The 22,609-nt window shown below is 67.2% G+C and carries 25 protein-coding genes; 8 read left to right on the top strand and 17 right to left on the bottom strand.

Annotation, left to right across the window (positions count from 1 at the left end):
• Window positions 1-4 precede the first annotated feature (4 nt).
• Together AAFP35_RS01985 and AAFP35_RS01980 are read left to right on the top strand one after the other, a co-directional pair.
• Entirely contained in the window at window positions 5-868 is an 864-nt protein-coding gene (locus AAFP35_RS01985) for a class I SAM-dependent methyltransferase (RefSeq protein ID WP_419219841.1), read from the top strand.
• Window positions 865-1,845 carry an NAD(P)/FAD-dependent oxidoreductase gene (locus AAFP35_RS01980; protein WP_419219840.1) on the top strand — a complete coding sequence of 327 codons (981 nt, stop codon included), beginning with the start codon at window positions 865-867 and terminating at the stop codon, window positions 1,843-1,845. Before AAFP35_RS01985 ends, AAFP35_RS01980 begins: the two co-directional genes overlap by 4 nt.
• On the opposite strand, the gene deoC is transcribed toward AAFP35_RS01980, so the two are convergent.
• On the bottom strand, window positions 1,790-2,467 hold the full coding sequence (gene deoC, locus AAFP35_RS01975; RefSeq protein WP_419219839.1) for a deoxyribose-phosphate aldolase: 678 nt from the start codon (window positions 2,465-2,467) through the stop codon (window positions 1,790-1,792). The genes AAFP35_RS01980 and deoC overlap by 56 nt on opposite strands.
• Before the next feature lie 26 nt (window positions 2,468-2,493).
• Between deoC and AAFP35_RS01970 the strand changes: the two genes are divergently transcribed.
• Window positions 2,494-3,489 (top strand): formyltetrahydrofolate deformylase, encoded by a 996-nt coding sequence (locus tag AAFP35_RS01970; RefSeq protein WP_419219838.1) that lies wholly within the window; start codon window positions 2,494-2,496, stop codon window positions 3,487-3,489.
• Here AAFP35_RS01970 and AAFP35_RS01965 read toward each other — a convergent pair.
• The 6 genes from AAFP35_RS01965 to AAFP35_RS01940 all read right to left on the bottom strand — a co-directional run bounded on the left by AAFP35_RS01965 (window position 3,486) and on the right by AAFP35_RS01940 (window position 8,428).
• The gene (locus tag AAFP35_RS01965) at window positions 3,486-4,310 is read right to left on the bottom strand and encodes a DUF1542 domain-containing protein (protein WP_419219837.1); all 825 of its coding nucleotides are present in this window, start codon (window positions 4,308-4,310) and stop codon (window positions 3,486-3,488) included. The two genes, AAFP35_RS01970 and AAFP35_RS01965, sit on opposite strands and share 4 nt — an antisense overlap.
• Window positions 4,311-4,439: 129 nt before the next feature.
• Window positions 4,440-5,486, bottom strand: a complete 1,047-nt coding sequence (locus AAFP35_RS01960; RefSeq protein WP_419219836.1) for an LmeA family phospholipid-binding protein — start codon at window positions 5,484-5,486, stop codon at window positions 4,440-4,442.
• Window positions 5,483-6,316: a carbon-nitrogen hydrolase family protein gene (locus AAFP35_RS01955; protein WP_419219835.1), complete on the bottom strand. Its 834-nt coding sequence runs from the start codon at window positions 6,314-6,316 to the stop codon at window positions 5,483-5,485. Before AAFP35_RS01955 ends, AAFP35_RS01960 begins: the two co-directional genes overlap by 4 nt.
• Window positions 6,317-6,471: 155 nt before the next feature.
• Window positions 6,472-7,170, bottom strand: coding sequence for a class I SAM-dependent methyltransferase (locus AAFP35_RS01950; RefSeq protein WP_419219961.1), 699 nt, complete (start codon window positions 7,168-7,170; stop codon window positions 6,472-6,474).
• A 157-nt stretch (window positions 7,171-7,327) separates the two neighbouring features.
• Window positions 7,328-7,837, bottom strand: a complete 510-nt coding sequence (locus AAFP35_RS01945) for a DUF2505 domain-containing protein (RefSeq protein WP_419219834.1) — start codon at window positions 7,835-7,837, stop codon at window positions 7,328-7,330.
• A 96-nt stretch (window positions 7,838-7,933) separates the two neighbouring features.
• Complete coding sequence (locus AAFP35_RS01940; protein ID WP_419219833.1) at window positions 7,934-8,428, bottom strand: DUF2505 domain-containing protein; 495 nt, start codon at window positions 8,426-8,428, stop codon at window positions 7,934-7,936.
• Between the two features lie 46 nt (window positions 8,429-8,474).
• Between AAFP35_RS01940 and AAFP35_RS01935 the strand changes: the two genes are divergently transcribed.
• Window positions 8,475-9,572, top strand: a complete 1,098-nt coding sequence (locus tag AAFP35_RS01935) for a UDP-N-acetylmuramate dehydrogenase (RefSeq protein WP_419219832.1) — start codon at window positions 8,475-8,477, stop codon at window positions 9,570-9,572.
• Between the two features lie 30 nt (window positions 9,573-9,602).
• On the opposite strand, the gene AAFP35_RS01930 is transcribed toward AAFP35_RS01935, so the two are convergent.
• The 6 genes from AAFP35_RS01930 to AAFP35_RS01905 form a co-directional block, all read right to left on the bottom strand.
• The gene (locus AAFP35_RS01930) at window positions 9,603-10,691 is read right to left on the bottom strand and encodes an alpha/beta fold hydrolase (RefSeq protein ID WP_419219831.1); all 1,089 of its coding nucleotides are present in this window, start codon (window positions 10,689-10,691) and stop codon (window positions 9,603-9,605) included.
• A gap of 22 nt (window positions 10,692-10,713) precedes the next feature.
• Entirely contained in the window at window positions 10,714-11,523 is an 810-nt protein-coding gene (locus AAFP35_RS01925; RefSeq protein WP_419219830.1) for a MerR family transcriptional regulator, read from the bottom strand.
• A gap of 35 nt (window positions 11,524-11,558) precedes the next feature.
• The gene (locus tag AAFP35_RS01920; RefSeq protein ID WP_419219959.1) at window positions 11,559-11,855 is read right to left on the bottom strand and encodes a DUF2516 family protein; all 297 of its coding nucleotides are present in this window, start codon (window positions 11,853-11,855) and stop codon (window positions 11,559-11,561) included.
• 64 nt (window positions 11,856-11,919) lie between these two features.
• Window positions 11,920-12,864, bottom strand: a complete 945-nt coding sequence (locus AAFP35_RS01915; protein WP_419219829.1) for a heparin-binding hemagglutinin — start codon at window positions 12,862-12,864, stop codon at window positions 11,920-11,922.
• A 4-nt stretch (window positions 12,865-12,868) separates the two neighbouring features.
• Complete coding sequence (locus AAFP35_RS01910; protein WP_419219827.1) at window positions 12,869-13,351, bottom strand: helix-turn-helix domain-containing protein; 483 nt, start codon at window positions 13,349-13,351, stop codon at window positions 12,869-12,871.
• Window positions 13,352-13,419: 68 nt separating this feature from the next.
• Window positions 13,420-14,772: a DUF445 domain-containing protein gene (locus AAFP35_RS01905; protein WP_419219825.1), complete on the bottom strand. Its 1,353-nt coding sequence runs from the start codon at window positions 14,770-14,772 to the stop codon at window positions 13,420-13,422.
• A gap of 40 nt (window positions 14,773-14,812) precedes the next feature.
• Here AAFP35_RS01905 and AAFP35_RS01900 point away from each other — a divergent pair, with 40 nt between their 5' ends.
• Genes AAFP35_RS01900 through AAFP35_RS01890 form a run of 3 tightly spaced genes read left to right on the top strand, consistent with a single transcriptional unit; the run spans window position 14,813 to window position 17,306 of the window.
• Entirely contained in the window at window positions 14,813-15,628 is an 816-nt protein-coding gene (locus AAFP35_RS01900) for a TetR/AcrR family transcriptional regulator (RefSeq protein ID WP_419219824.1), read from the top strand.
• Window positions 15,625-16,431 (top strand): SDR family NAD(P)-dependent oxidoreductase, encoded by an 807-nt coding sequence (locus tag AAFP35_RS01895; RefSeq protein ID WP_419219823.1) that lies wholly within the window; start codon window positions 15,625-15,627, stop codon window positions 16,429-16,431. Before AAFP35_RS01900 ends, AAFP35_RS01895 begins: the two co-directional genes overlap by 4 nt.
• Before the next feature lie 5 nt (window positions 16,432-16,436).
• On the top strand, window positions 16,437-17,306 hold the full coding sequence (locus AAFP35_RS01890) for a polyphosphate kinase 2 family protein (RefSeq protein WP_419219822.1): 870 nt from the start codon (window positions 16,437-16,439) through the stop codon (window positions 17,304-17,306).
• A gap of 115 nt (window positions 17,307-17,421) precedes the next feature.
• Here AAFP35_RS01890 and AAFP35_RS01885 read toward each other — a convergent pair whose 3' ends face one another.
• Window positions 17,422-18,591 carry a benzoate/H(+) symporter BenE family transporter gene (locus AAFP35_RS01885; RefSeq protein ID WP_419219821.1) on the bottom strand — a complete coding sequence of 390 codons (1,170 nt, stop codon included), beginning with the start codon at window positions 18,589-18,591 and terminating at the stop codon, window positions 17,422-17,424.
• 137 nt (window positions 18,592-18,728) lie between these two features.
• Between AAFP35_RS01885 and AAFP35_RS01880 the strand changes: the two genes are divergently transcribed.
• Entirely contained in the window at window positions 18,729-19,271 is a 543-nt protein-coding gene (locus tag AAFP35_RS01880) for a helix-turn-helix domain-containing protein (protein ID WP_419219958.1), read from the top strand.
• Window positions 19,272-19,376: 105 nt separating this feature from the next.
• On the opposite strand, the gene AAFP35_RS01875 is transcribed toward AAFP35_RS01880, so the two are convergent.
• The 3 genes from AAFP35_RS01875 to aceA all read right to left on the bottom strand — a co-directional run bounded on the left by AAFP35_RS01875 (window position 19,377) and on the right by aceA (window position 22,545).
• Entirely contained in the window at window positions 19,377-20,069 is a 693-nt protein-coding gene (locus tag AAFP35_RS01875; protein ID WP_419219820.1) for a heparin-binding hemagglutinin, read from the bottom strand.
• A 118-nt stretch (window positions 20,070-20,187) separates the two neighbouring features.
• Window positions 20,188-21,075, bottom strand: a complete 888-nt coding sequence (locus tag AAFP35_RS01870) for a 3-hydroxybutyryl-CoA dehydrogenase (RefSeq protein ID WP_419219819.1) — start codon at window positions 21,073-21,075, stop codon at window positions 20,188-20,190.
• Window positions 21,076-21,249: 174 nt separating this feature from the next.
• Window positions 21,250-22,545, bottom strand: coding sequence for an isocitrate lyase (gene aceA, locus AAFP35_RS01865; protein WP_419219818.1), 1,296 nt, complete (start codon window positions 22,543-22,545; stop codon window positions 21,250-21,252).
• Window positions 22,546-22,609 lie beyond the last annotated feature (64 nt).

Raw genomic sequence — 22,609 nt, 5'->3', positions numbered from 1 at the left:
AGACATGGCAGATTCCGTTCATCGGCACCACCACGCCCACCACCGCGACCAGAGAGAGGGCGACCATGACGCGCCCGACCCCGCCGCGATGGCCACGATCCTCGACCTCGACGCCGCGGTCACCGGCCATTACCGGGACGAGGCGATCGACGTGATCAGCGCGCGGGTCGCCACACCGCAGACGATCCTCGATCTGGGCGCAGGCACCGGGGCGGGCACCCTTGCCCTGGCCCGACGATTCCCGACCGCGCGCGTGATCGCGCTCGACAACTCCCCCGAACTCCTCGGCCGACTGTCCCGAACCGCGCAGGCGGCGGGCTGCGCCGATCGCGTCGAGACCCGCATCGCCGACCTGGACACCGCGGTGCCCGGCGACCTCGACGGCGCCGACATCGCATGGGCGTCCTCGACGCTGCACCACTTCGCCGACCCGCAGGCGTTGCTGCACTCGACGTTCGCCGCGCTGCGTCCGGGCGGCGTGATCGCGGTGCTCGAGATCTCGGCGCTGCCGTCGTTCCTGCCGCCGGACTCACCTGAGGGTGTCGTCGAAGGACGTCTGCACGACCTGACCGCACAGCAGGGCTGGAACGCGTATCCCGACTGGGGGCACACGATCACCGCCGCCGGGTTCGATCTGGTCGAGCACCGACAGATCGTCACCGATCTCGCCGATCCACCGTCGGCGACCGCCGAGTACGCGGCCACCTGGTTCGCGCGGGTTCGCGACGGCCTGAGGGAGAGCATCTCGAACGACGACCTCGCCGTCGTCGACGAACTCCTCGCCGACGACCACCCGAACTCACTGCACCACCGACAAGACCTCACCGTGCGGGCCGCCCGCATCATCTGGATCGGAGTGAAACCATGACCACCAACACCTTTGACGTCGCGATCGTCGGCGGAGGCGCCGCAGGCCTCAGTGCGGCGACCACCCTGGCGCGGTCGTTGCGCAGCGTCGTCGTGCTCGATGCGGGCAAGCCGCGCAACGCCCCCGCCGCAGGTGCACACAACGTCCTCGGCCACGAGGGCATCAGCCCACTCGAACTACTCGCCAAGGGGCGCGCGGAGGCGGCCGGTTACGGCGCACGCATCCGGCCGGGCGAGGTGGTCAACGCCCGACGCGACGACGACGGGCTGTTCGTCATCGAGCTCGACGACGGCGACACGGTGAACGCACGCCGACTCCTCCTCGCATCCGGCCTCGTCGACGAACTCCCGGACGTGCCCGGGGTGTCGGAGCTGTGGGGATCGACTGTGCTGCACTGCCCGTACTGCCATGGGTGGGAGGTGCGCGGACAACGGATCGGCGTACTGGGCACCGGCGCGATGTCGGCGCATCAAGCCATGCTCTTCGCACAGCTCAGCGACGACGTCACGCTCTTCACGAACACCATGCCGACGCCCGAAGACGAGGAGATCGAACGACTTTCGGCTCTGGGTGTCGCGGTGGTCGACGGCGTGGTCGAGCGCTTGGACGTGGTCGACGGCGCTCTCGGCGCGGTCGTGCTCTCCGATGGTCGGGCGATCGAGCGCGACGCGCTGGTGGTGGCTCCCCGGTTCGTTGTCCGGTCCGAGATCTATACGGGGCTCGGCGGCACACTCGCCGACCACCCGATGGGTGGCACCTTCATCCCGACCGGGCAGATGGGCGCCACCGACGTGCCCGGGGTGTGGGCCGCGGGCAACTGCGCCGACCTCGCCGCCACCGTGTCGGTGTCCATGGGCGCGGGCACCAACGCGGGCGCCGCGATCAACATGGACCTGATCCTCGACGACGCGCGTCGTGCGGTCAGTCGGGAAAACCGTCGAGCACCGCACGCGACGACGACAAGCCCAGCCGGGTAGCCCCCGCGGCGACGAGCTCGGCCGCGAAATCCGCGGTGCGGATGCCTCCGCTGGCCTTCACCCCGACCCGGTCCTCGACCGCCGAACGCATCAGCCGCACCGCTTCGACGCTCGCGCCGCCGGATGGGTGGAAGCCGGTGGAGGTCTTCACGAACGACGCCCCGGCCTGCGCGGCTCGGCGGCTGACCTCGACGACGGTGTCGGGTCCCGCGTACTCGAGCAGAGCCGCGGATTCGATGATGACCTTCAAGACGGCGGCGTCGCCGATGGCCTCCCGCACGGTCAGCACGTCGGCGAACACCTCGTCGAACTTGCCCGCGACGGCAGCGCCCACGTCGATGACCATGTCGATCTCGCGGGCCCCGCTGTCGACGGCCAGGCGCGCCTCCGCCGCCTTGACCAGCGAATGATGTTTGCCGGACGGGAAGCCGGCGACCACACAGGTCACCTGGTCGCCGGTCTGGATGGGCAGCATCGACGGCGACAGGCACACGGCGTACACGCCCAGGTCGGCGGCCTCGGCGACGGTGGCCTCGACGTCGGCGCGGGTCGCCTCCGGCTTGAGCAGCGTGTGGTCGATGATGGCCGCGACGTCGCGGCGGGTCAGGTCGCTCGTGATCACACAGACGAGCTTGGCACACTGGACGGGTGGCAGCTCCAGAGGTGACCCGTTCCGAATCCGGCACGTCCGACGATCGCCGGTACGTGCTGACGCTGGGCTGTCCGGACCGCACCGGCATCGTGGCCCGCATCTCCGGGTTCCTCGCCGACGTCGGCGGGTGGATCACCGAGGCCGGATATCATTCCGATCCCGACACCGGATGGTTCTTCACCCGGCAGACCGTACGCGCGGCGTCGGTGCCGATGGGCGTCGACGAACTGCGGACCCGGTTCGCCACCGAGGTGGCCGCCGAGATCGGCCCGGAGACCGAGTGGCGTCTCACCGACACCGGGGTGCGCAAGTCGGTGGTGCTGTTGGTGAGCAAGGAGAGCCACTGTCTCGTCGACCTGCTGGGTCGGGCACATCGGGGTGAGCTGCCGGCCACCGTCTCCGCGGTCATCGGCAACCATCGCGATCTGGAAGAACTCACCTCTCGGTTCGACGTGCCATTCCACCACGTCCCCTTCACCGGCGCCGGGAGCGCAGCGAGCGGGCCGAATGTCACCGGCGCCGGGAGCGCAGCGAGCGGGCCGATTGCTGCTGCCGGCTCGGCATCCCCCACGGACCGTAAGGCTGCCGCCTTCGACGAGGTGTCTCGGATCGTCGAGGGTTACGGACCCGATGCCGTGGTGCTGGCCAGGTTCATGCAGATCTTGCCGCCGCAGCTGTGTGAGGCCTGGGCGGGCCGGGCGATCAACATCCACCACAGCTTCCTGCCGAGTTTCGTCGGCGCACGCCCGTATCACCAGGCCTTTGCACGCGGCGTCAAGCTGATCGGCGCAACGTGTCACTACGTGACCGCCGACCTCGACGCGGGACCGATCATCGAGCAGGACGTCATCCGTGTCGATCACAGCGACACGGTCACCGACATGGTGCGTCAGGGTCGTGACATCGAGACGATGGTGCTCTCCCGCGGGCTGCGTTGGCACCTGGAGGACCGGGTGCTGGTGCACGGCCGCAAGACGGTCGTCTTCAGCTAGAAGTCGAAGTCGCCGAAGCCGCCGTCGAAGAAGCCGCCGCCGTCTCCCCCGCCGTCGAAGAAGCCGCCACCATCTCCACCTCCGGCGTCGCCTCCGCCGTCGCCGCCGAAGTCGCCACCGTCTCCTCCGTCGCCACCGCCGTCGCCACCCTCGAGGGCGCCGCCGTCGGTACCGTCACCGGCACCGTTCTCGAAGGCGTTCGCGTCGTAGGGGACGCCGTGCATCCCGGAGAACAACGCCGAGAACAGGAACATCGATCCGACACCCCAGGCACCGGCGACCAGGGCCGGCTTCCACCACGGCTCGGAGTACCAGCCCGCGGGCACCGGACGTCCGGCGACGCGGCCGCCCGGGTAGTAGTTCGGGGTGCGTTCGGACGGCGCGGGTGATGCCTCGACCTGTCGGCCCTCGAAGTCGACGGTGCGGTCCTCGGTGACCGAGCCCGCACTCTTCTGTCCGTCGAGTTCGGGGACGGCCGGACCCGGATCGAGGTTCATCGCCGTGCGGGCCGCCCGGATGTAGTAGAGCCCCTCGATGGCGGTCTGCTTGGCGAGACGTGCTTGCGCAGGCGAGTTCGCCTGCTCGATCTGTCCGCCCGCCGCCGTGTATCGCTCGCCCGCATCAGCGAGGGCCTGTTTGGATGCCGGACCGTCGCCGACGAGCATGAAGACCTGCCCGCCGAGGCGCTCGATCACCTGTCGGGCATCGGCCTTCGCATCGTCGAGTGATCGAGCGGCGTTGGCGCCGGACCGCTGTTGCGAGACGACGACGATGCCGACGACGATCAACACGACGAGTGCGATCAGGATCAGTGCGCCCATGTTCTCCTCCGTCTGGGTGCGTCTCACCCACTTTGGGGAGCCGCTACGACCGGCCAGTCGAATTGGCCAAATCGGACATCTCCGAGAGTACCGGCCGTTTCGGGTTCGGTCCGTCGTCGCAGGTGACGGCTACACCACCGAACAGTTGCCGGAGTCTCCGGACATCTGTCCCTGGAGTGCGACGTCACGTCCGTCGACCGCGAAGTCCACGCCCTGGTCGGTGACCTTGAGGGATTTCACGGTCACCTCGTCGAAGAACGGCCCGAACATCGATGTGGTGACACTGTCGACGACCTGCTGGGCGAAATCCGACGGGATGCCGAAGATGAACGCATTGGCCTTGACGACCTCGAAATGCACGCGTCCGTTGTTCAGGGTCGGGCGGATGGTGGTGGACACCGGGACCGGCAGGATGGCGATCTGCACGGTCGAGTTCACCTCCATCGTGCCGTCGGCGGCGTTGCCGGTGATGGAGTCGATGGATGCGCCCTGCATCAGGCCGGTACCCGAGGGATCGGTGCCGTTGCCGGACGTGTCCGCCCCCGTCGCCGCCGACTTGCTCATCGTCTCCACCCGGTCGAACGGCACGTAGCCGGTCCCGACGAGCGATCCGATCGTCGAGTTGTCGCCGTCGGCCTTGATGTTCTCGGCGCGCCCGTGCAACCGCATCTGTCCGGGCTGGTCCTTGGTGTCGACCTGGACGAACGGGATGTCCTTGCCGAGTCCCTGCAGCAGGATCGGCTTGCGACTCAAGGAAACCGAGGTCTCGGCGCCGGTGAGTTCGGAGAAGGCATTCTGCAGACAGTCTTGCGTCTTGTTCCGCAGGTAGAGCTCGCTGCCGACCAGACCGATGATCACCACGATGATCACTGCCAGAGCCGAGAAGGCGATGATCTTGCCGCGACCACGCTTGGCCGGCGACGACGCGACGACACCGGACGGCGGACCCGATGGCGGGCCGGGCGGGATCGGTTGGAAGCCGTCACCGGCGGGGTACTGATCGGTCGGCGGCAACTCGTCGAACCGGGCCGTCTCCGGTCGCGGTGACTGCGAATAGGCACGTGGCGCCTCGTCGGTGCGTGGCGCGTCGAACTGGGCCGTGTCGTCGGCGGTGCCGGCGGGCTGCTCCCCACCGGCTTCCGGGTCCGGACGCCCGGGCTTCTCGCTGTCGCTCATAGGGAGGTCCTCAGTTCGGCATCTGGGTAGACACCCGCGGGAATCCGACGCTGATTGTTCAGCACAGCCAGGGTCGTGCGGGCCTTTTCTGCTGTCTTGATGTCGACGTCGTGGACGCCGATCTGCACGCCTTCGTCATATGCGGCGACCACGGTACCGAAGGGATCTGTGAGTTGGCTGTGACCTGTTCCGGTCGGCGCCGACGACGCGCGCACCTCCGGATCCTCGGGCACAGCCTGGCCGACGGCTGCGACGAAAGCAGTGGAGTCCAGTGCCCGCGCGGCCGCCAGCACCTGCCACTGATGGACCTTGCCCGGGCCTGCTCCCCACGACGCAGGCACCACGATCAACTCGGCGCCGCGAGAAGCCAGTTCGGTGAACAACGCGGGGAATCTGATGTCGTAGCACGTGGCCACCCCGACCGTGACGTCGCCGACCTCGACGGTGACCGGTTCGGTCCCCGGTGCGACGGTGCGCGACTCGGTGAAACCGAAGGCGTCGTACAGATGGATCTTGTCGTAGCCCAGGCGACTGCCGTCCGGGCGTGCGATGACGAGTGTGTTGCGCACCCGGTCACCGTCGGGGGTGAACATACCGGCGACGACGCTCACCCCGTGCCGAGCCGCGACCTCCGCCACACCCGATGCCCACGGGCCGTCGAGCGGTTGCGCCACCGGGCCGAGCGGAACCCCAAAGCGGCACATGGTCGCTTCCGGAAAGACCACCAGATCGGCGCCGTCGGCGGCGGCCTCGGCGGTCGCCGTTTCCACGAGCTGCAGGTTGTCGTCGGGGTCGGTCCCCGACGTGATCTGCGCCATACCGATTCGCATGGCACCAGGGTAGCCACCGGTCGCGGACTGTCGTCCGATCGGTGGATGTGGGGACATCGTGTGGTGTCACGAGCTTCTTCCCCCTGCTTTCTGTTCTTCCCCCGCGTGCGCATGGGGGAAGAACAGAAAGCAGGGGGAAGAAGGGTCGGCCGGGCCTATCGCGGCGCCACCACATCCCATCCGACGGTCAGCGTGTTGTCGGTGCTGCGGCCCCGCGGGATGGCGACATCGGCGCCACGTTCACGCATGAGCCGCAACGTCTCACGCCATCGGGCACGCGGGCCGAAGGCTGCGTGCGGAGCCGCCATGTCCCAGCATCGATCGGCCTCGACGAGGAGGTCGTGTACCCGCTCGCCGGGCACATTGCGATGGATGAGGACCTTGGGTAGTCGCTCGGCGAGTTCCGATGGCCGCGATGTGTGTTCCGGTGCCCAACTCAGCGTCAGACTGCGCGGCCCGTCCGCGTCCAGCAACACCCACGCGCATCGACGACCGATCTCGTCGCATGTTCCCTCGACGATGACCCCACCCGGACCGAGCTGGGCCTGCATCTGTCCCCACGCGGGCCACACCTCGTCCTCGTCGTACTGGCGCAGCACGTTGAAGGCGCGCACCACCTGGGGACGCAGTCCGGCCAGTTCGAATCCGCCGAGTCCGAAGCGCACGCCGTCGCGTGCCTCGACGATGCGGGCCGGATCGATCTCCAGACCCACCATCTCGAGGTCCGGCGCAACCGTCCGTAACCGACCGGCCATCTCCACGGTCGTGTCGGGACGGGCCCCGTAGCCGAGGTCGATCACGAGGGGGCGCGGTCGGGCGGTCAGCGCGGCGAGGACCCGCGGGTCACGGGCCATCCACCGGTCGACCCGGCGCAGCCGGTTGATGTTGGTGGTGCCACGGGTGACCCGACCGACGGTCTTGCCACCGGATCCGCTGTCGCCCCGAGCGTCCTCACCGCGTTCGCGCCTCACCCCGATCGTCGATTCTCGCTCGGCAGCCCGGACGGCGCGGTCAGAGGTTCTTGTCGATCCAGTCCTTGGCGTACTCCGCCTCGGCTCGGAACAGGTCCACGAGATTCACCAGCATGAGCTGTTCGAGCTTGCCGTTCACGAACGGGATGAAGACCTTGACCTCGCTGGTCTTGCGGATCGTGCAGCCCGCGTCGGTCGGGAACAGTTCCTGCCAACCGTTCAGGCTGCCCGGACCTGCCGGGATGGACGCGGTGTAGGTGCCCTTGGTGTTGTCCGGGTCGTAGACGCCGAACGACTCCTCACGCGTGATGACCATGTCCTTCATCAGGACGGTCTGGGCGAGCTGCGGGAGTTGGTCGCGACCGATGGTCTGCTTGAGGACCACCCGCATACCGGTCTCGTCGGAGACGAAGGATTCGACCTCACAGTGGGGCGAGATCATCTGGAATCCCGCCATCATGTCGTCCCAGTACTGCCGGGTGTTCTGCGCTTGGTAGAGCTTCTCCGCAGGCTGTGGGTATCGCGCGGAATAGCTGAGCCGTCGTGCCATGGCGACCAGGCTACGTGAGCGCGCATGCGCTCCCCAATTCGCCACCTGCCGAAATGGGGTGTCGACCGCCCGCCCCGGACCGCCCGGGCGGCACCGTCAGCGGTGCGCGGCCTCCCAGGTCACGGTCTCGTCGTGTTCGGCATCGAGCAGCGACACGAGTTCGGTGCCCAGGACACTCTCGATCTTGCCCCCGACGAACGGCACGCTGACATCGATGTCGGCACTGTAGGTGGCCGTGGCCGGGTCGCCTGCGACGGCCAGCGTCCCCGTCACCTTGGCCGGTGCACCGGACACCGATGCGGTGATGGTGCCGGTGATGCGATCCCCGGCGAGGGTGAACGTACTGCTGCGCGGGATGTGCGCGTCTCCGTTGAGCACCTTGGACACCATCGACGGCAGCTTCTCTGCCGGGACGCCCTGCAGCATGGTCACGGTGACCGTGTCTCCGGTGTGCTCGAAGGACTCGAGCTTTCCGTGGCTGGAGTTGATGGCCTCCAACAGATCACGCCAATACTGCTCGGTGGTCAGGATCTCCCAGAGCCTCGACACCGAGAAGGGGTAGGTCACCGAGTGCTCCAACGTACTGGCCATGCAGTGGAGAGTACCCGAGCACGTGGTTGCCGCTACGGTTACTCAGGTGACCGACACAGGGCTGGATCAGACCGCGTCGCCGGGTCAGCACACCCGCCTCGCCGACCTCACCACGTTGCGGCTCGGCGGTCCGGCACGCGCCGTTGTACGCTGCCCGGATACGCGCACCCTGGTCGACGAGATCACCGCCCTCGACGACGCAGGCGAACGCGCACTGCTCATCGGTGGCGGCTCCAATCTCGTGATCGCCGACGAGGGTTTCGACGGCACCGCCGTCGTCGTGCAGAGTTCGCGGGTGGAGTTCGGCACCGGCCGCGAGTCCGGCCGCACCCATGTCACCGCCGACGCCGGAGTCGACTGGGATGAGCTGGTCGCCGCCACCCTGGAGGCCGGATTCGGTGGGCTGGAATGCCTTTCGGGGATTCCCGGGGCGGCCGGCACGACACCGGTGCAGAACGTCGGCGCGTACGGCGTCGAGGTCGCCGACCTACTGCGCAGCGTGCAGGTGCTCGACCGACGGGCGGGCAACCTGCGGTGGGTGGCGCCGGCCGAGCTCGGTTTGGGTTACCGGACGAGCAATCTCAAGCACCGGGACGCCTTCGTCGTCGTCGCGGTGTCGTTCTGGCTCAACGATGGTGGGATCAGTCAGCCGTTGCGGTATCGGGAGCTGTCGTCGGCGATGGGCGTCGAGCCCGGCCAGACGGCCGACGCGACTGCGGTACGCGACCATGTCCTCGCGCTGCGACGCAGCAAGGGCATGGTGCTCGATCCCGACGATCACGACACCTGGAGTGCCGGTTCGTTCTTCACCAACCCCATCGTCGGTGCCGACGATGCGCCCGCCGTGCTGGCCCGGATCCGTGACCGCGTCGGCGCCGACATCACGGTCCCGACCTACCCGGCAGACGGCGGGGTGAAGCTGTCCGCCGGTTGGCTGATCGAACGTGCCGGGTACGCCCGCGGCTATCCCGGTCCCGACTCGCCGGTCCGCTTGTCGACCAAACACACTCTCGCGCTGACCAATCGGGGCGACGCGACCACCGAGGAACTCCTCGATCTGGCCCGTGACGTGCGCGACGGCGTGGCGCAGGCGTTCGGCGTCGCGTTGCATCCAGAACCGGTGTTGGTGAACTGCTCGCTGTGACCCATGGGCCGCGAGCAGTTCGTCCGTCGGTCAGCCCCGGTCTTCGGCGAGTTCGGGATGCGGCGCCCGCGCCGCCTCGGCGAGAACCTCGTCGAGAAGTTCGTCGTAGCGCACCGCGGCCTCGATGCTCGACATGTGCCCGACACCCTCATAGACGACCAGGTCGCGAAGAACGCCGTTGCGGCGCAACACATCTGCCATCTGTTCGGCGTGCACCTGCGGGGTGAGCCGGTCGGCCGTGCCGACGACGACGGTGGTCGGCACCGACAACGCCTCGAGTCCGGCGGTCACGTCGAGCTTGCCCATCGCGGCCCCCAGCCCGGCCCGCGACCGGGGCGGACAGGCGAGGATCATCTCGTCGACGAAATCGACGTGCGCCTTGCGCGCGTTCGGGCCGAGCGCGATGTAATGCGAGAGCCATGAACCATTGTTGGTGTGCGGCAAAGGAACCGGCGACGACAACACGAGTCGACTGACCGTGGACTCGAACGGTTTGGCGTAGCGCGGCAGGTCCACCGGGATCAGTAGATGATTCTGCAGGACCGCCTTGGCAGCCGTCGAGGTGAGCACGACCGACGAGACGAGACCGTCGATACGGTCGTGGTGCTGCGCGGCCCACGACAGGATGGTCATGCCGCCCATGCTGTGACCGGCGAGCACGACGCGCCTGCCTTCCGGCACGACCGCCGACAACACCGCGTCGAGATCCTGACCTAGCATCGCCACGGTGGGGCGGGTGCGTCCCAGGGTGCTGGCGCCGTGACCGCGCTGGTCATAGGCGACCACCCGGTGGGTCTTCGCGAGATGATTGATCTGCGGATACCAGTAGGCGATGTTGCAGGTCCAGCCGTGCGCCAGAACCACGATGTCGGAGTCGCCGTCGTCGGGGCCGTAGCTCGCCACGTTGAGTCGCGCGCCGTCGACGGTGTCGACCGTCATCCGGTCGGGCGTCATCGACGGCACCGAGAGCAATTCGTCGGGGCCGTCGTCGACGGCTCGGTCGGCCCGGAAGGCGTCGCGCAGCAGGCCGACGCCGATGGTTCCCACACCCACTGCGACGGCACCCGCGCCTGCGGCGGCCACCGCCCCCGATGCGATGGCCACGGATCGCTTCTTCATCGTTTCACCTCTCGCCTGCGGGTCATTCGGACCGGTCGACCGAAGTCGTCTCGTCGGTGACGTCGCCGACACTCACATCCCCGCCGTCGGCGCCGGGCGCGGCGCTCGGCTCCCCGGATGCGTCGAAGTAGGTGCTGGCCTCTCCGATCGCCAGCGAGATCTGTGTGTCGAGGGCCCTGCGGAACGTCGTCTCGACGATCTCGTGCGCCATCGGACGCACCGTCTGGATCAGCTCGGCCATCTTGGAGACCTGTTCCTCCCCCAGGTCCGGCAGGTTCTCGTCGAAGTACTTGTCGGTGATGATCGACACGAAGCTCTTCGCGACGTCGGACAGGTCGTCCTGCACCCGAACCCATCGGTCCAGCAGGACGTCGATGTCGACGCCTGCCTTCACGAGGGTCTCGGCACCCTCGAGCAGTTCGGGGTTGCGAATCGCATAGTGGGCGCCGTCCTTGGCAAGCAGTCCCAGCTTCTGGCTCAGCGCGATGGTGCGATCGCTGGCGTTGAGGGTTTTGCGCAGTTCGGTGATGGTGATGGTGGCGGCACGCTTGAAGTTGCGGAACCGGCCCGCCTTCGGGGTGCCGCGCAGCACCTGCTCCACCTTCATGCCGTAGTGCGCGGCGTGCAGCAGTTCGCTGATGGTGGCGAACGTGTAGCCCCGTTCGAGCATCCGAGAGATGAGGTTCAGCCGCACCAGGTGCTCGTCGGAGTACCAGCCCGTCCGCCCACGGATGATCGGCGGCGGCAACAACCCGCGGTCCTGATAGACCCGGATGTTGCGCACGCTGACCCCAGACGCCTGCGCCAGGTCGTTGATCCGATACTCGGCCACCTCGCCAGTGTATTTGAGAGGTGACCCGCCGACGGTCAGGCCTTCTTGCTGAACCAGGACTTGCCCTGGATGTCGTCGACCCGCTTCCGCACATCGACCAGGTAGACGAGCATGGCGACGACGCCGATCAGCCCCAAGAAGTTCACCGCGCCGAACAGCCAGATGAACAGGGTTGCGGCCGCCAGGATCGACACCCAGATGACCTTGCTCTGCCGGTCGACGGCGGGAAAGGCATCCGAGCGCTGCACGGCCGCATGCACGAGAGCCACCGCCGATGCGACACCGGCCACCAGGGTCAGCAGCAACAGGATGAGGTTCTGCCCGTAGGCCATCACGCTGAGAAGATCCACGACTCCAGCTTAGACACACCGACGATCTCCGCGAGTCGGACAGAACTCACGGCTGCTCGGGCGCGGCTTTCTTCGCTGCGGTCTTCTTCGCTGCGGTCTTCTTCGCCGGTGCCTTCTTGGCCGGCGTGGGCGCCGCTGCCTTCTTGGCCGCTGTCTTCGTGGCCGCTGTCTTCGTGGCCGCTGCCTTCGTAGCCGCTGCCTTCTTGGCCGGGGCCTTCTGTGCAGCTGCCTTCTTCACCGGGGCCTTCTGTGCAGCCGCCTTTTTCACCGGCGCTTTCTTGGCGGCAGCCTTCTTGACCGGCGCTTTCTTGGCAGCGGCCTTCTTGATGGGCGCCTTCTTCGCGGGCGCCTTTTTCGCGGGCGCCTTTTTCGCGGGAGTCTTCTTCGCCGGGGCCTTCGGAGCAGCAGCCTTCGCGGCAGGTGCCACACGTGCGGCAGCGGCATCCTCGGCGGAGGCACTCGACGCCAGTCCGGCCAGCGCCGCCGCCCGTTCTCCGACTGCCCTGGTCTGGCCGGAGATGGTTCCCAGTGCATCCTCGGTGAGCCCGACCGCGTCGTTGTAGACCTTCTCCAGCCGCGGCAGGTTCTCGCCGACGAGCGGCTGAGCCTTGATCTTCTCGACCACCTCCTCGCCCCGCTCGGACAGCGCGGTGAGCAGCCCCGCGGCCACTGCGAGATATGCCTCGGCCACCTTGCGGAGTTCCTCGGGGTTGAAGCGGGTCACCAGGTCATCGATCTCCGTCGGCAGTTCCACCGGCAGCGCCGACAACTTCGTCTTCGCCTCTTCGAACAGCGACAGGGCCGACGCCCGGGTCTCGTCCACCCGGGTCTGCGCCTGTTCACGCGTCTCGTCGAGACGGGCCTGCGCCTCCCCCACCGTGGCGAGCAACCGCGAGGATGCCTGTTCACCTGCCGCCTCACTGCGCTCGCGCAGTTCGGTGAGCAGTGCGGACACCTGCGCGAGGACCGTGTTCAACGGGTTGTCGGGCATGGGTTCACTCCTTGGCGTCGGGGTTCGATCGGTCGGTGTTCTCTCGTCGGAACGACTCGTAGATCTCGAGCAGCATCTGCTTCTGACGTTCGCTGATCGACTCGTCGGCGAGCAGCGCGTCCCGAACCGGACTGGCCGGACGCTCTTCGAGGATGCCCGCGCGGACGTACAGCACCTCTGCGGACAGGCGCAGTCCCTTGGCGATCTGCGCGAGAACGTCGGCCGACGGCTTGCGCAGCCCGCGCTCGATCTGGCTGAGGTACGGATTGCTCACGCCGGCCCGCTCTGCGAGCTGACGCAACGACACCTCGGCCGCGACGCGTTGGGAACGGATGAATGCACCGATGTCCTGCGCCGCACTCGTCACGACTTCCTGTGCGGCGTTGGTCACGGTCTCGACCGCGCCGGTCGAACCCCCGTCGTCGTCATCGGAGGGCCGGTCGGCGTCCTCGGCGTGCTCGGGCAGTTCCTGCTCGTCCGGTTCCATGGTTCTCCCGTCCAGTCCTGATGACCAGTATCGACAAGGAGCGCTAGCAAGTGCAAGCAGGCCGCTAACTATCCGAAGATCAGGACCGAGACCGTGTAGATGGCCAACCCGGCCAACGCACCGACGACGGTGCCGTTGATCCGGATGAACTGGAGGTCACGGCCCACCTGGAGCTCGATCTTGCGGCTCGTCTCGTCGGCATCCCAGCCGCGGACCGTCTCGGTGATGACCGAGATGATCTCCTGCGAATAGTTCGCCGCGACGTGCCGGGCCGCACGTGCCACCCACCCGTTCATCTTCTCCTGCAACGGACGGTCGTCACGGATGCGGACGGCGAGACGGATCGCCGCATCCGACAACGAGTTCCGCAACGTGCTGTTGGGATCGGACAGCATCTGTTCGATGACCGCCTTGCCGGTCTTCCAGGCCGTCGAGGCGGCGTTGGAGACCTCGTCACGACCGATCAGCTCCTGCTTGATCTCCTCGAACTTGGCGATCATCTCCGGGTCGTGCTGGAGGTCGTCGGCGAATTGCTCGACGAACGTGTGCATCGACCGGCGCAACTGATGGTCCGGATCGGTTCGCACCTTGTAGGTGAAGTCGACGAGTTCGCGATAGATCTTGTCGCCCAACAGGTTGTTGACGAACTTGGGTTTCCACGACGGCCCGACATCTTGGTCGACCACGCGATCGATCAGGTCCTGGCTGCCCAGCGCCCACTCGTGTGCACGGTCGCACGCCAGCTGGAACACCGGCTCGAGTCGGTCCTCGGCGATGAGCTGCTCGAGGATCCGACCGAGCGGCTGCGCCCACTCGGGCTCGCCGGCCCAGCGGATCGCGTGTTCGATGAGCTGCTCGATGTCCTCGTCGCGCAACATCTCGGCGGCCAGCGAGATCAGTCGCGCCGCTTCGTCGGAGACCCGTGGCGCATTCGCCGGATCGGCCAGCCACGTGGACAACCGGCGCGGCAGTTCCAGGCTCGTCGCTCGATCCTCGATCACGTCGGGCGTCATGAAGTTCTCTTCGATGAAGCCACCGAGCTGATCGCCGATGTCGTCCTTCTTCTTACGGATCAGCGCGGTGTGCGGGATCGGCAGACCCAGCGGATGCTTGAACAACGCGGTCACCGCGAACCAGTCGGCGAGCGCGCCGACCATTCCCGCCTCCGAGGCGGCGCGCACATAGCCGACCCACGCCGCGACGTCGGCCCCGTCACGATGTTCGAGGTATCGGGTGAACAGGTACACGACCGCCGCAGCGAGCAGGAATCCGGTCGCGACGACCTTCATCCTGCGCAGGTCGCGTCGCCGCGCGGCATCCGACGAACCGTCGCCACCGAAGCCGAGCGAGGTGGGCGACGGCGGTACCGCGGGTGGATGTTCGGGACCGTCCGAGACGTCCGAAATGACTGTTGACGGCATTGGACCAGTTTTACCCGTCACCCACTAGGCTGGCCAGGTGATGGCCAATCGCCCCAGTCCCGCCGCTGCTGCACGTGCCGCCGTCTCGGCCGCGGCGAGCGTGACCCGGGGTATCGAGCATGCGCTGCTGAGCACCGTGGCCGACGCCGACGACGTCAAGCCCGACGGACGCAGACAACGTTGGGAGAAGCACAAGCTCGCCCGCCGGACCGAGCTGACCGACGGCACGATCGACGCGGTACGCACCGTCGGCGCCGACGTCGGGATGGACGAGATCGCCGCGCACATCGGTGTCTCCAAGACCGTGCTCTACCGCTACTTCACCGACAAGAACGACCTGTCGGTGGCGACCGCTGTACGGTTCTTCGAGACCACGCTGCTGCCGCGCCTCACCGACGCGATCAGTGACGAGGTCGACGAGTACACGCTCACCCGCACGGTCATCGGTGTCTATGTCAACGCGGTAGCCGACGAACCGAACCTCTACAAGTTCGCGCTCACCAGCGGATCGTCGGCGGCTGCGACCGCGGATTCGGAGAAGCTGGTCGCCCAGTTGCTCACCGGGGTCATCGTGCTGCGGATGACCGAACGTGACGCCGACGCCTCCGGTGCCGCCGTGTGGTCCAACGCCCTTGTCGGCGCAATCCAGCGGGCCGTGGACCAGTGGATGACCGACCGCGCGATCCCGGTGGCCGATCTGATCGACTACCTGACCATGCTGTCGTGGAGCGCGATCGTCGGGATTGCCGGATACAACGGCTCACGCGAAGCCTTCGTCGCCGCCCCTCCGGCATTGCCCGACCCACCCGAACCTCCCCGATCCACCGGGGCCGAGAACGCCGAGGAGAACAGATGAGTCGGACCGCCCTGGTCACCGGAGGCAGTCGCGGAGTGGGCAAGGGTGTGGCCACGGCGTTGGTCGCCGCCGGATGGTCGGTCTACGTCACCTCTCGCAAGGGCAGCGGCCCGGACGGCACGACGGCGTTGGCGTGCGATCACACCGACGACGCGTCGGTGGCTGAGGTGTTCGCCGAGATCGAACGTGCGGGCGACGGACTCGATCTGCTGGTCAACAACGCATGGTCGGCGCCCAAGGGTTTCGGCGGGTTCTCCGACAAGTTCTGGGAACGCCCCGTCGACGACTGGGACACGTTGATCGGTGTCGGGTTGCGCGCACACTATGTGGCGTCGGTGCATGCCGCCCAGCTGATGGTCGAGCAGGGCCATGGGCTGATCGCGTCGATCTCGTCGTTCGGTTCCCGCGGGCACCTGCATTCGGTGTTGTACGGCATGAGCAAGACCGCTCTCGACAAGATGGCCTTCGACATGGGTCACGAGTTGTCCGGCACCGGTGTGACCGCGGTGTCGTTGTGGCTGGGTCTGATTCGCACCGAACTGCTGCTGTCGCTCGGCGTCGACGAGTTCGCCGGGTTCTCGTTGCAGCGTGCCGAGGATCCGGAGTTCGTCGGTCGTGTGATCGCTGCGCTGGCCGAGGATCCGGCACTGCCCGAATACAACGGCGCCACGGTGGTGACCGCCGAGTACGGCCGTGATCACGGCATCGTCAACAACGATGGCACACCACCGGACTCGCATCGCGAGGCATTCGGCGGCGGGCCCCTGTTCCCACCTGCGCAGCTCCCAGCAACGCAGGTGTGACGTCGATGGCCAAGCACCAGAAGAACTCCGGATGGACGACGACGGCGGCCGAGGCCCTGCGCGTGGGTCGGGTCGGCCCGATCGCCGAGTTCGATCCCGGCAGCACACCGGGTTTCGCCGGCGACAAGGATGCCGGGGAGAAACTGCTCACCGAACGCGGTGAGGCGCTCGCCGACCTGCAGGAGATACTCTTCGCCAACGGCCGTGCGGGCGACCACCGTTCGGTACTGCTGGTGTTGCAGGGCATGGACACCGCGGGCAAGGGCGGCATCGTCCGTCACGTCGGCGGCCTCGTCGACCCACAGGGACTGTCCATCAAGGGATTCGGCAAACCCACACCGGAGGAGCTCGACCACGACTTCCTCTGGCGCATCCACCGGGCACTACCGCCGATTGGACGGATCGGCATCTTCGACCGCTCCCACTACGAGGACGTCCTCCCCGTTCGCGTCCACAATCTCGTACCGAAGGCGGAGTGGGAAAAGCGATATGAGGTGATCAACCAGTTCGAACGCGATCTGGTCGCGTCGGGCACGACCGTCATCAAGGTCGCGATGGTGGTGTCGAAGGCCGAGCAGAAGGCCCGGCTCACCGAACGTCTCGACCGCCCCGACAAACACTGGAAGTACAACCCCGGCGACATCGACGAACGCGCCTTCTGGGACGACTACCTCGACGCCTATCAGGCCATCTTCGATCGTTGCGACAACGACACCGCTCCCTGGTATCTGATTCCCGCCGACAAGAAGTGGTTCGCGCGACTGGCCGTGTGCGAACTGCTCATCGGGGCCCTCGAGAACCTCGAACTCACCTGGCCCGCAGCCGACTTCGACGTCGAAGCGGAGAAGAAGCGGGTCGCCGAGCTCGACGACTGACCCCCCGGGCGGGCCCGTTCTTCCGCCCGGTTTGTGTTCCTCCCCCGGTTACCAGCGGGGGAAGAACACAAACCAGGGGGAAGAACGTCGAGATGTCACAGCGACGCGAGACCACTCACTTCATCACCCGGTGCGCCACCAGTCCGATCACCAGCCCCCAGAAGGCGCCGCCGATCCCGAAGAACGTCACCCCCGAGGCCGCGGCGACGAAGGTCAGCGCTGCGGGCACCCGGGTCTCGGCGGCGGTGAAGGCGCCGACCACGGCGGCCGCGAAGGTGCCCAGAAGCGCCAGTCCCGCAACGGCTTCGACGAGACCTCCGGGAGCGATCGCGGCGATGGTCACCAGCGCCCCGGACAGACATGCGAGCACCAGGTAGGTGACCCCGGCCGACATCCCGGCGATCCATCGTCGGCTCCGATCGGGCCCGGCCTCGTCGCCGGCGGCCAGGGCGGCCGACAGTGCTGCCAGGTTGATCGCGTGCCCACCGAAGACCGCGGCCACCCCGGTGCCCACACCGGTCACCGTCATCGCGGCCCGCCACGGCGTGACGTATCCGAACGAGGAGAGCACCGCGACACCCGGGATGTTCTGCGACGCCATCGTCACGATGTACAACGGCACCGCGATGCCGATGACCGCACCGACATCCCAGTGGGGCATCGTGAACGACAGCGACGGCGCCCAGTGCAGTGACGCACCGCCGGTGCCGTGCACACCCACGTAGACCCCGATGACCACCAGTGCGGTCAGCAACGCCAGCGGCAGCGCCCAGCGCGTCAACCATCGTGTGGCCACCAGCCACACCAGCAGGACGGGCACCGTCAACAACGGCTCGTCGACCAGGGAGTGCATCGGCGCGAGACACAGGGTGAGCAGCACGCCTGCGAGCATCGCCTGCGCGATCGGGGTGGGGATGCGGCCGATCAGCTCGCCCAACGCCGGGATGAGTCCGGTTGCCAGGATCAGCACACCGCAGACCACGAAGGCGCCGACCGCCGCCTGCCAACCCGCGTGGTAGGTCGTCGCCATCCCGGCGAGCATCGCAGCCCCCGGTGTCGACCACGCCAACGTGACCGGAGCGCGACTGCGCAGGCACAACACCAGAATCCCGAGTCCGAACACCACGGTCAGCGCCAACAGGCCGGAAGCCGCCTGCACATCGGAGGCGCCGACGGCCCGCAGACCGGCGATGACCACGGCGAATGACGACGTGAACCCGACGAGCGCCGTGACGACCCCGGCGATGAGTGGCTGCCCGATGTCCGGCTGCGTGGCGGTCGACATGGACCACAGCCTAGCGCTATCGTTCTGTAAACAGAACACCCGATTGAACAGAACATCCGAGTGCTGCCCGCTGGTCACCGCTGCACCGCGGCGCTATCGTCGCGCACATCGGCAGCCGTTCGCGAGGAGACCACACCATCAGCGCTTCGCCCACTCCCCACGATGGCCGCCGACGACGCGCCGTCGGCCATCGGATCGCCGCCCTCCGCGGCGACCGTGGCCTGTCCTTGTCCGAACTCGCCCGTCGCGCCGGCATCGGCAAGGGATCGCTGTCAGAAATCGAGGCAGGACAACGTAACCCGACACTCGACACCCTCTACGCGGTGGCCGGACCACTCGGTGTGCCACTCACCGCGCTCCTCGGCGAAGAGGCGGGCACCGAGGGCAGCGGGGAGTTCCTGCACGCTCAGATCCTGCACGTCGAGCATCACCCGGACGGGGCGACGACCGAGGTCGTCTGGCTTCGCGTCCTCCCGGGCGGTACCCGGACGTCGCCTGCGCACGGGCCGCGGGTCACCGAAACGGTCCTGGTGGTGACGGGCGAGGTCGTCGCGGGCCCCGTCGGCGCCGAATCACATGCGGCGGCAGGCGAAACACTTCAATGGACCAGCGACACCGAGCACACCTATCGCAGCGTCGACGGCGCGACCGCGGTGCTCACCATTCACACCCCCACGTGACCGCGTCTCACTCCGAGAACCCACCCCCGAACGACAGAATCCACCTGCGCACGAGGCGAAGGTGGATTCTGTAGTCGTCGGGCCGATGGCCCGAATACTGATCGATCAGCTGGTGGCCTTCTTGGCCGGCGCCTTCTTCGCGGGCGCCTTCTTGGCCGGAGCCTTCTTGGCAGCCGCGACGCGCTTGGCAGGCGAGTTGTTCGCGGTGCGGCCCTTGGCCTCGACAGTGCCTGCCGCGCCGTCGATCTCGTCGGCGGCCTCGGCGGTCTCCGACTTGATCGTCGCGCCGGCCTCTTCGATGTCGACAGCCAGGTCCTCGACCTTGCCGCTGACGAGACCGGTCAGCTTGGCAGCCCGCTCACCGACGAGACGCGTCTGCGACGACACCACACCGAGGGTGTCCTCGGTCAGGTCGACGGCGTCGCTGTAGACCTTGCCCGCGCGGTCGAGATTCTCCTGGACCAGCGGTTGCGCGCGAAGACGTTCGACGGTTTCCTCACCGCGGGTGGCCAGCGAGTTGTAGAACTCCGTGGCGGTGCCGAGGTACTCCTCGTACACCTTGCGCAGCTCGTCGCCGCTGAACTTGGTCCGCAGCTCCTCGATGCTCGCCGGGACGTCTTCCGGCAGCGAACTGAAGCGGGTCCGAGTCTCTTCGATCCGGGTCTGCGCGTTCTCGCTGACGCTCTCGGTCCGGTCGCGCAGCTGCGCGATGATGTCGTTGAACTGTGCCACGACGTAGTCTCCGGCGCCGACAGCAGCGTAGATGGGGTTGGCCAGCGTGCGTGTTGTATCACTCACAGCAATCTCCTAAATCGGCCCGTGGATGGCTTTCACAACCCAGTATCCACGCTCTGCTAGCAAATGCAAGCGGCTTGCTAGCGCCGATTGTGGGAGTCACCTCACACCGGTCGGACACTCATCTCGCGGCGACCGCGGCGATGTCGTGCCGATAGAAGCCGCGACCCGACTTCTTGCCCAACCGTCCGGCCTCGACCATGCGCAGCAACAGCGGCGGCGGCGAGTAGAGGGGCTCCTTGAACTCTTCGTACATCTTGTCGGCGATGGCCTTGACCGTGTCGAGGCCGACGAGATCGGCGAGCTTCAGCGGCCCCATCGGATGCGCACAACCGAGCACCATGCCCTTGTCGATGTCTTCGACGGTGGCAAAGCCGCTCTCCACCATGCGAATTGCCGACAGCAGGTACGGCACGAGCAGGGCATTGACGATGAACCCGGAACGGTCAGCCGAACGGATGACCTGTTTGCCGAGGACGTCGTGCGCGAACTCCTCGGCACGCGCACTGACGGCCGGTGAGGTCGTCAACGTGGTCACCACCTCAACGAGGGGCAGCACCGGTACGGGGTTGAAGAAATGCATGCCGATCACTCGACCGGCGTCAGCAGTTGCCATGCCCAGCTTCATGATCGGGATCGACGACGTGTTCGATGCGAGAACCGCATCCGGATCGGTGACGATCTTGTCGAGCTCGCGGAAGATCGCGATCTTGACCTCTTCGTCCTCGACGATCGCCTCGCAGACGAGTTGGCGGTCGGCAAAGTCGCCGAGGTCGCAGGTGAACCGTAGGCGCAGCGCGGCCTGCTCGCGTTCACGTTCGGTGAGCTTGCCGCTGGACACACCCCGGTCCAACGACTCGAGGATCCGGCCTCGCCCCGCCGCGGCGAGCTCCCGCGTGGACTCGTAGACGAGCACGTCGACCTGGGCACGCGCACACACCTCGGCGATACCCGCGCCCATCTGCCCCGCGCCGATCACGCCGACCCGGGAGATCCTGTCGCTGGCCATGACGCGCTCCTCGATAGATATTCACAAACCCGACGCAACAACAGATGTGACGAGGCCGGGGTCGCCGCGGCCGGGTACGGACCAGCCCCGCCGATATACCGAGGCGGCCCGCAACTGTTGTCGCGGGCCGCCTGGCTGGTTCTCCGAAGAGTTCCGGAGAGCCGACGATTGCTCCTAGTGGAACTGGCCCTCTTCGGTCGAGCCCTTCAGCGCGGTGGTCGAGCTGTTCGGGTCGACGGTGGTGGCGATGTTGTCGAAGTAGCCTGCACCGACCTCACGCTGGTGCTTCACGGCGGTGAAGCCACGCTCGTCGGCAGCCTTGAACTCACGGTTCTGCAGGTCGACGAAGGCGGTCATCTGCTCGCGGGCGTAGCCGTAAGCCAGGTCGAACATGCCGTAGTTGAGCGAGTGGAAGCCGGCCAGGGTGATGAACTGGAAGGTGAAGCCCATGGCGCCCAGCTCGTTCTGGAACTTCGCGATCGTCGAATCGTCGAGGTGCTTGCTCCAGTTGAAGGACGGGCTGCAGTTGTAGGACAGCAGCTGGTCCGGGTACTCGGCCTTGACCGCCTCGGCGAACTTGCGGGCGAGCTCGAGATCGGGGGTGCCGGTCTCCATCCAGATCATGTCGGCGTACGGCGCGTAGGACTTCGCACGCGCGATGCACGGCTCGATGCCGTTCTTCACGTGGTAGTAGCCCTCGGCGGTGCGCTCGCCGGTCACGAACTCCTTGTCGCGGTCGTCGACATCGGAGGTGATCAGCGTGGCGGCCTCGGCATCGGTACGTGCGATGACGACGGTCGGGACGCCGGCGACGTCAGCGGCCAGACGAGCCGAGTTCAGCGTGCGGATGTGCTGCTGGGTCGGGATGAGCACCTTGCCACCGAGGTGGCCGCACTTCTTCTCCGAGGCGAGCTGATCCTCCCAGTGGGTACCGGCGGCACCCGCGGCGATCATGGCCTTCTGCAGCTCGTAGACGTTGAGGGCGCCACCGAAGCCTGCCTCGCCGTCGGCGACGATCGGCACGACCCAGTTGTCCACGGAGTCGTCACCCTCGACGGCCGCGATCTCGTCGGCGCGCAGCAGCGCGTTGTTGATGCGACGCACCACGTTCGGCACCGAGTTGGCCGGGTAGAGCGACTGGTCGGGGTAGGTGTGACCGGACAGGTTCGCGTCACCGGCGACCTGCCAGCCCGAGAGGTACACGGCCTTCAGGCCGGCGCGCACCTGCTGCACGGCCTGGTTACCGGTGAGGGCGCCCAGAGCGTTGATGTAGCTGCCGTCACCCTTGGTGACGCCGTCCCAGAGGATCTCCGAACCGCGGCGGGCGAGGGTGTTCTCCTCGACGACCGAGCCCTGGAGCTGGGCCACCTGCTCGGCGGTGTAGTCACGCTTGACGTTGTTCCAGCGGGGATTGGAGTCCCAGTCCTGCTGGATCTCGGCGGCTGTGCGGGGCTTTCCGACGTTGCTCATTGCCTACTTCGCTTTCGTAGTCCTACTACGACCCGGTGGCGCCCGGGCCGGTGTGGCTGGCAAA

The organism is Gordonia sp. CPCC 206044 (genome assembly GCF_048537895.1).
Lineage (GTDB): Bacteria > Actinomycetota > Actinomycetes > Mycobacteriales > Mycobacteriaceae > Gordonia.
Note: the sequence above shows the minus strand (reverse complement) of the source record. Positions and strands in the feature narration are given on the sequence as shown.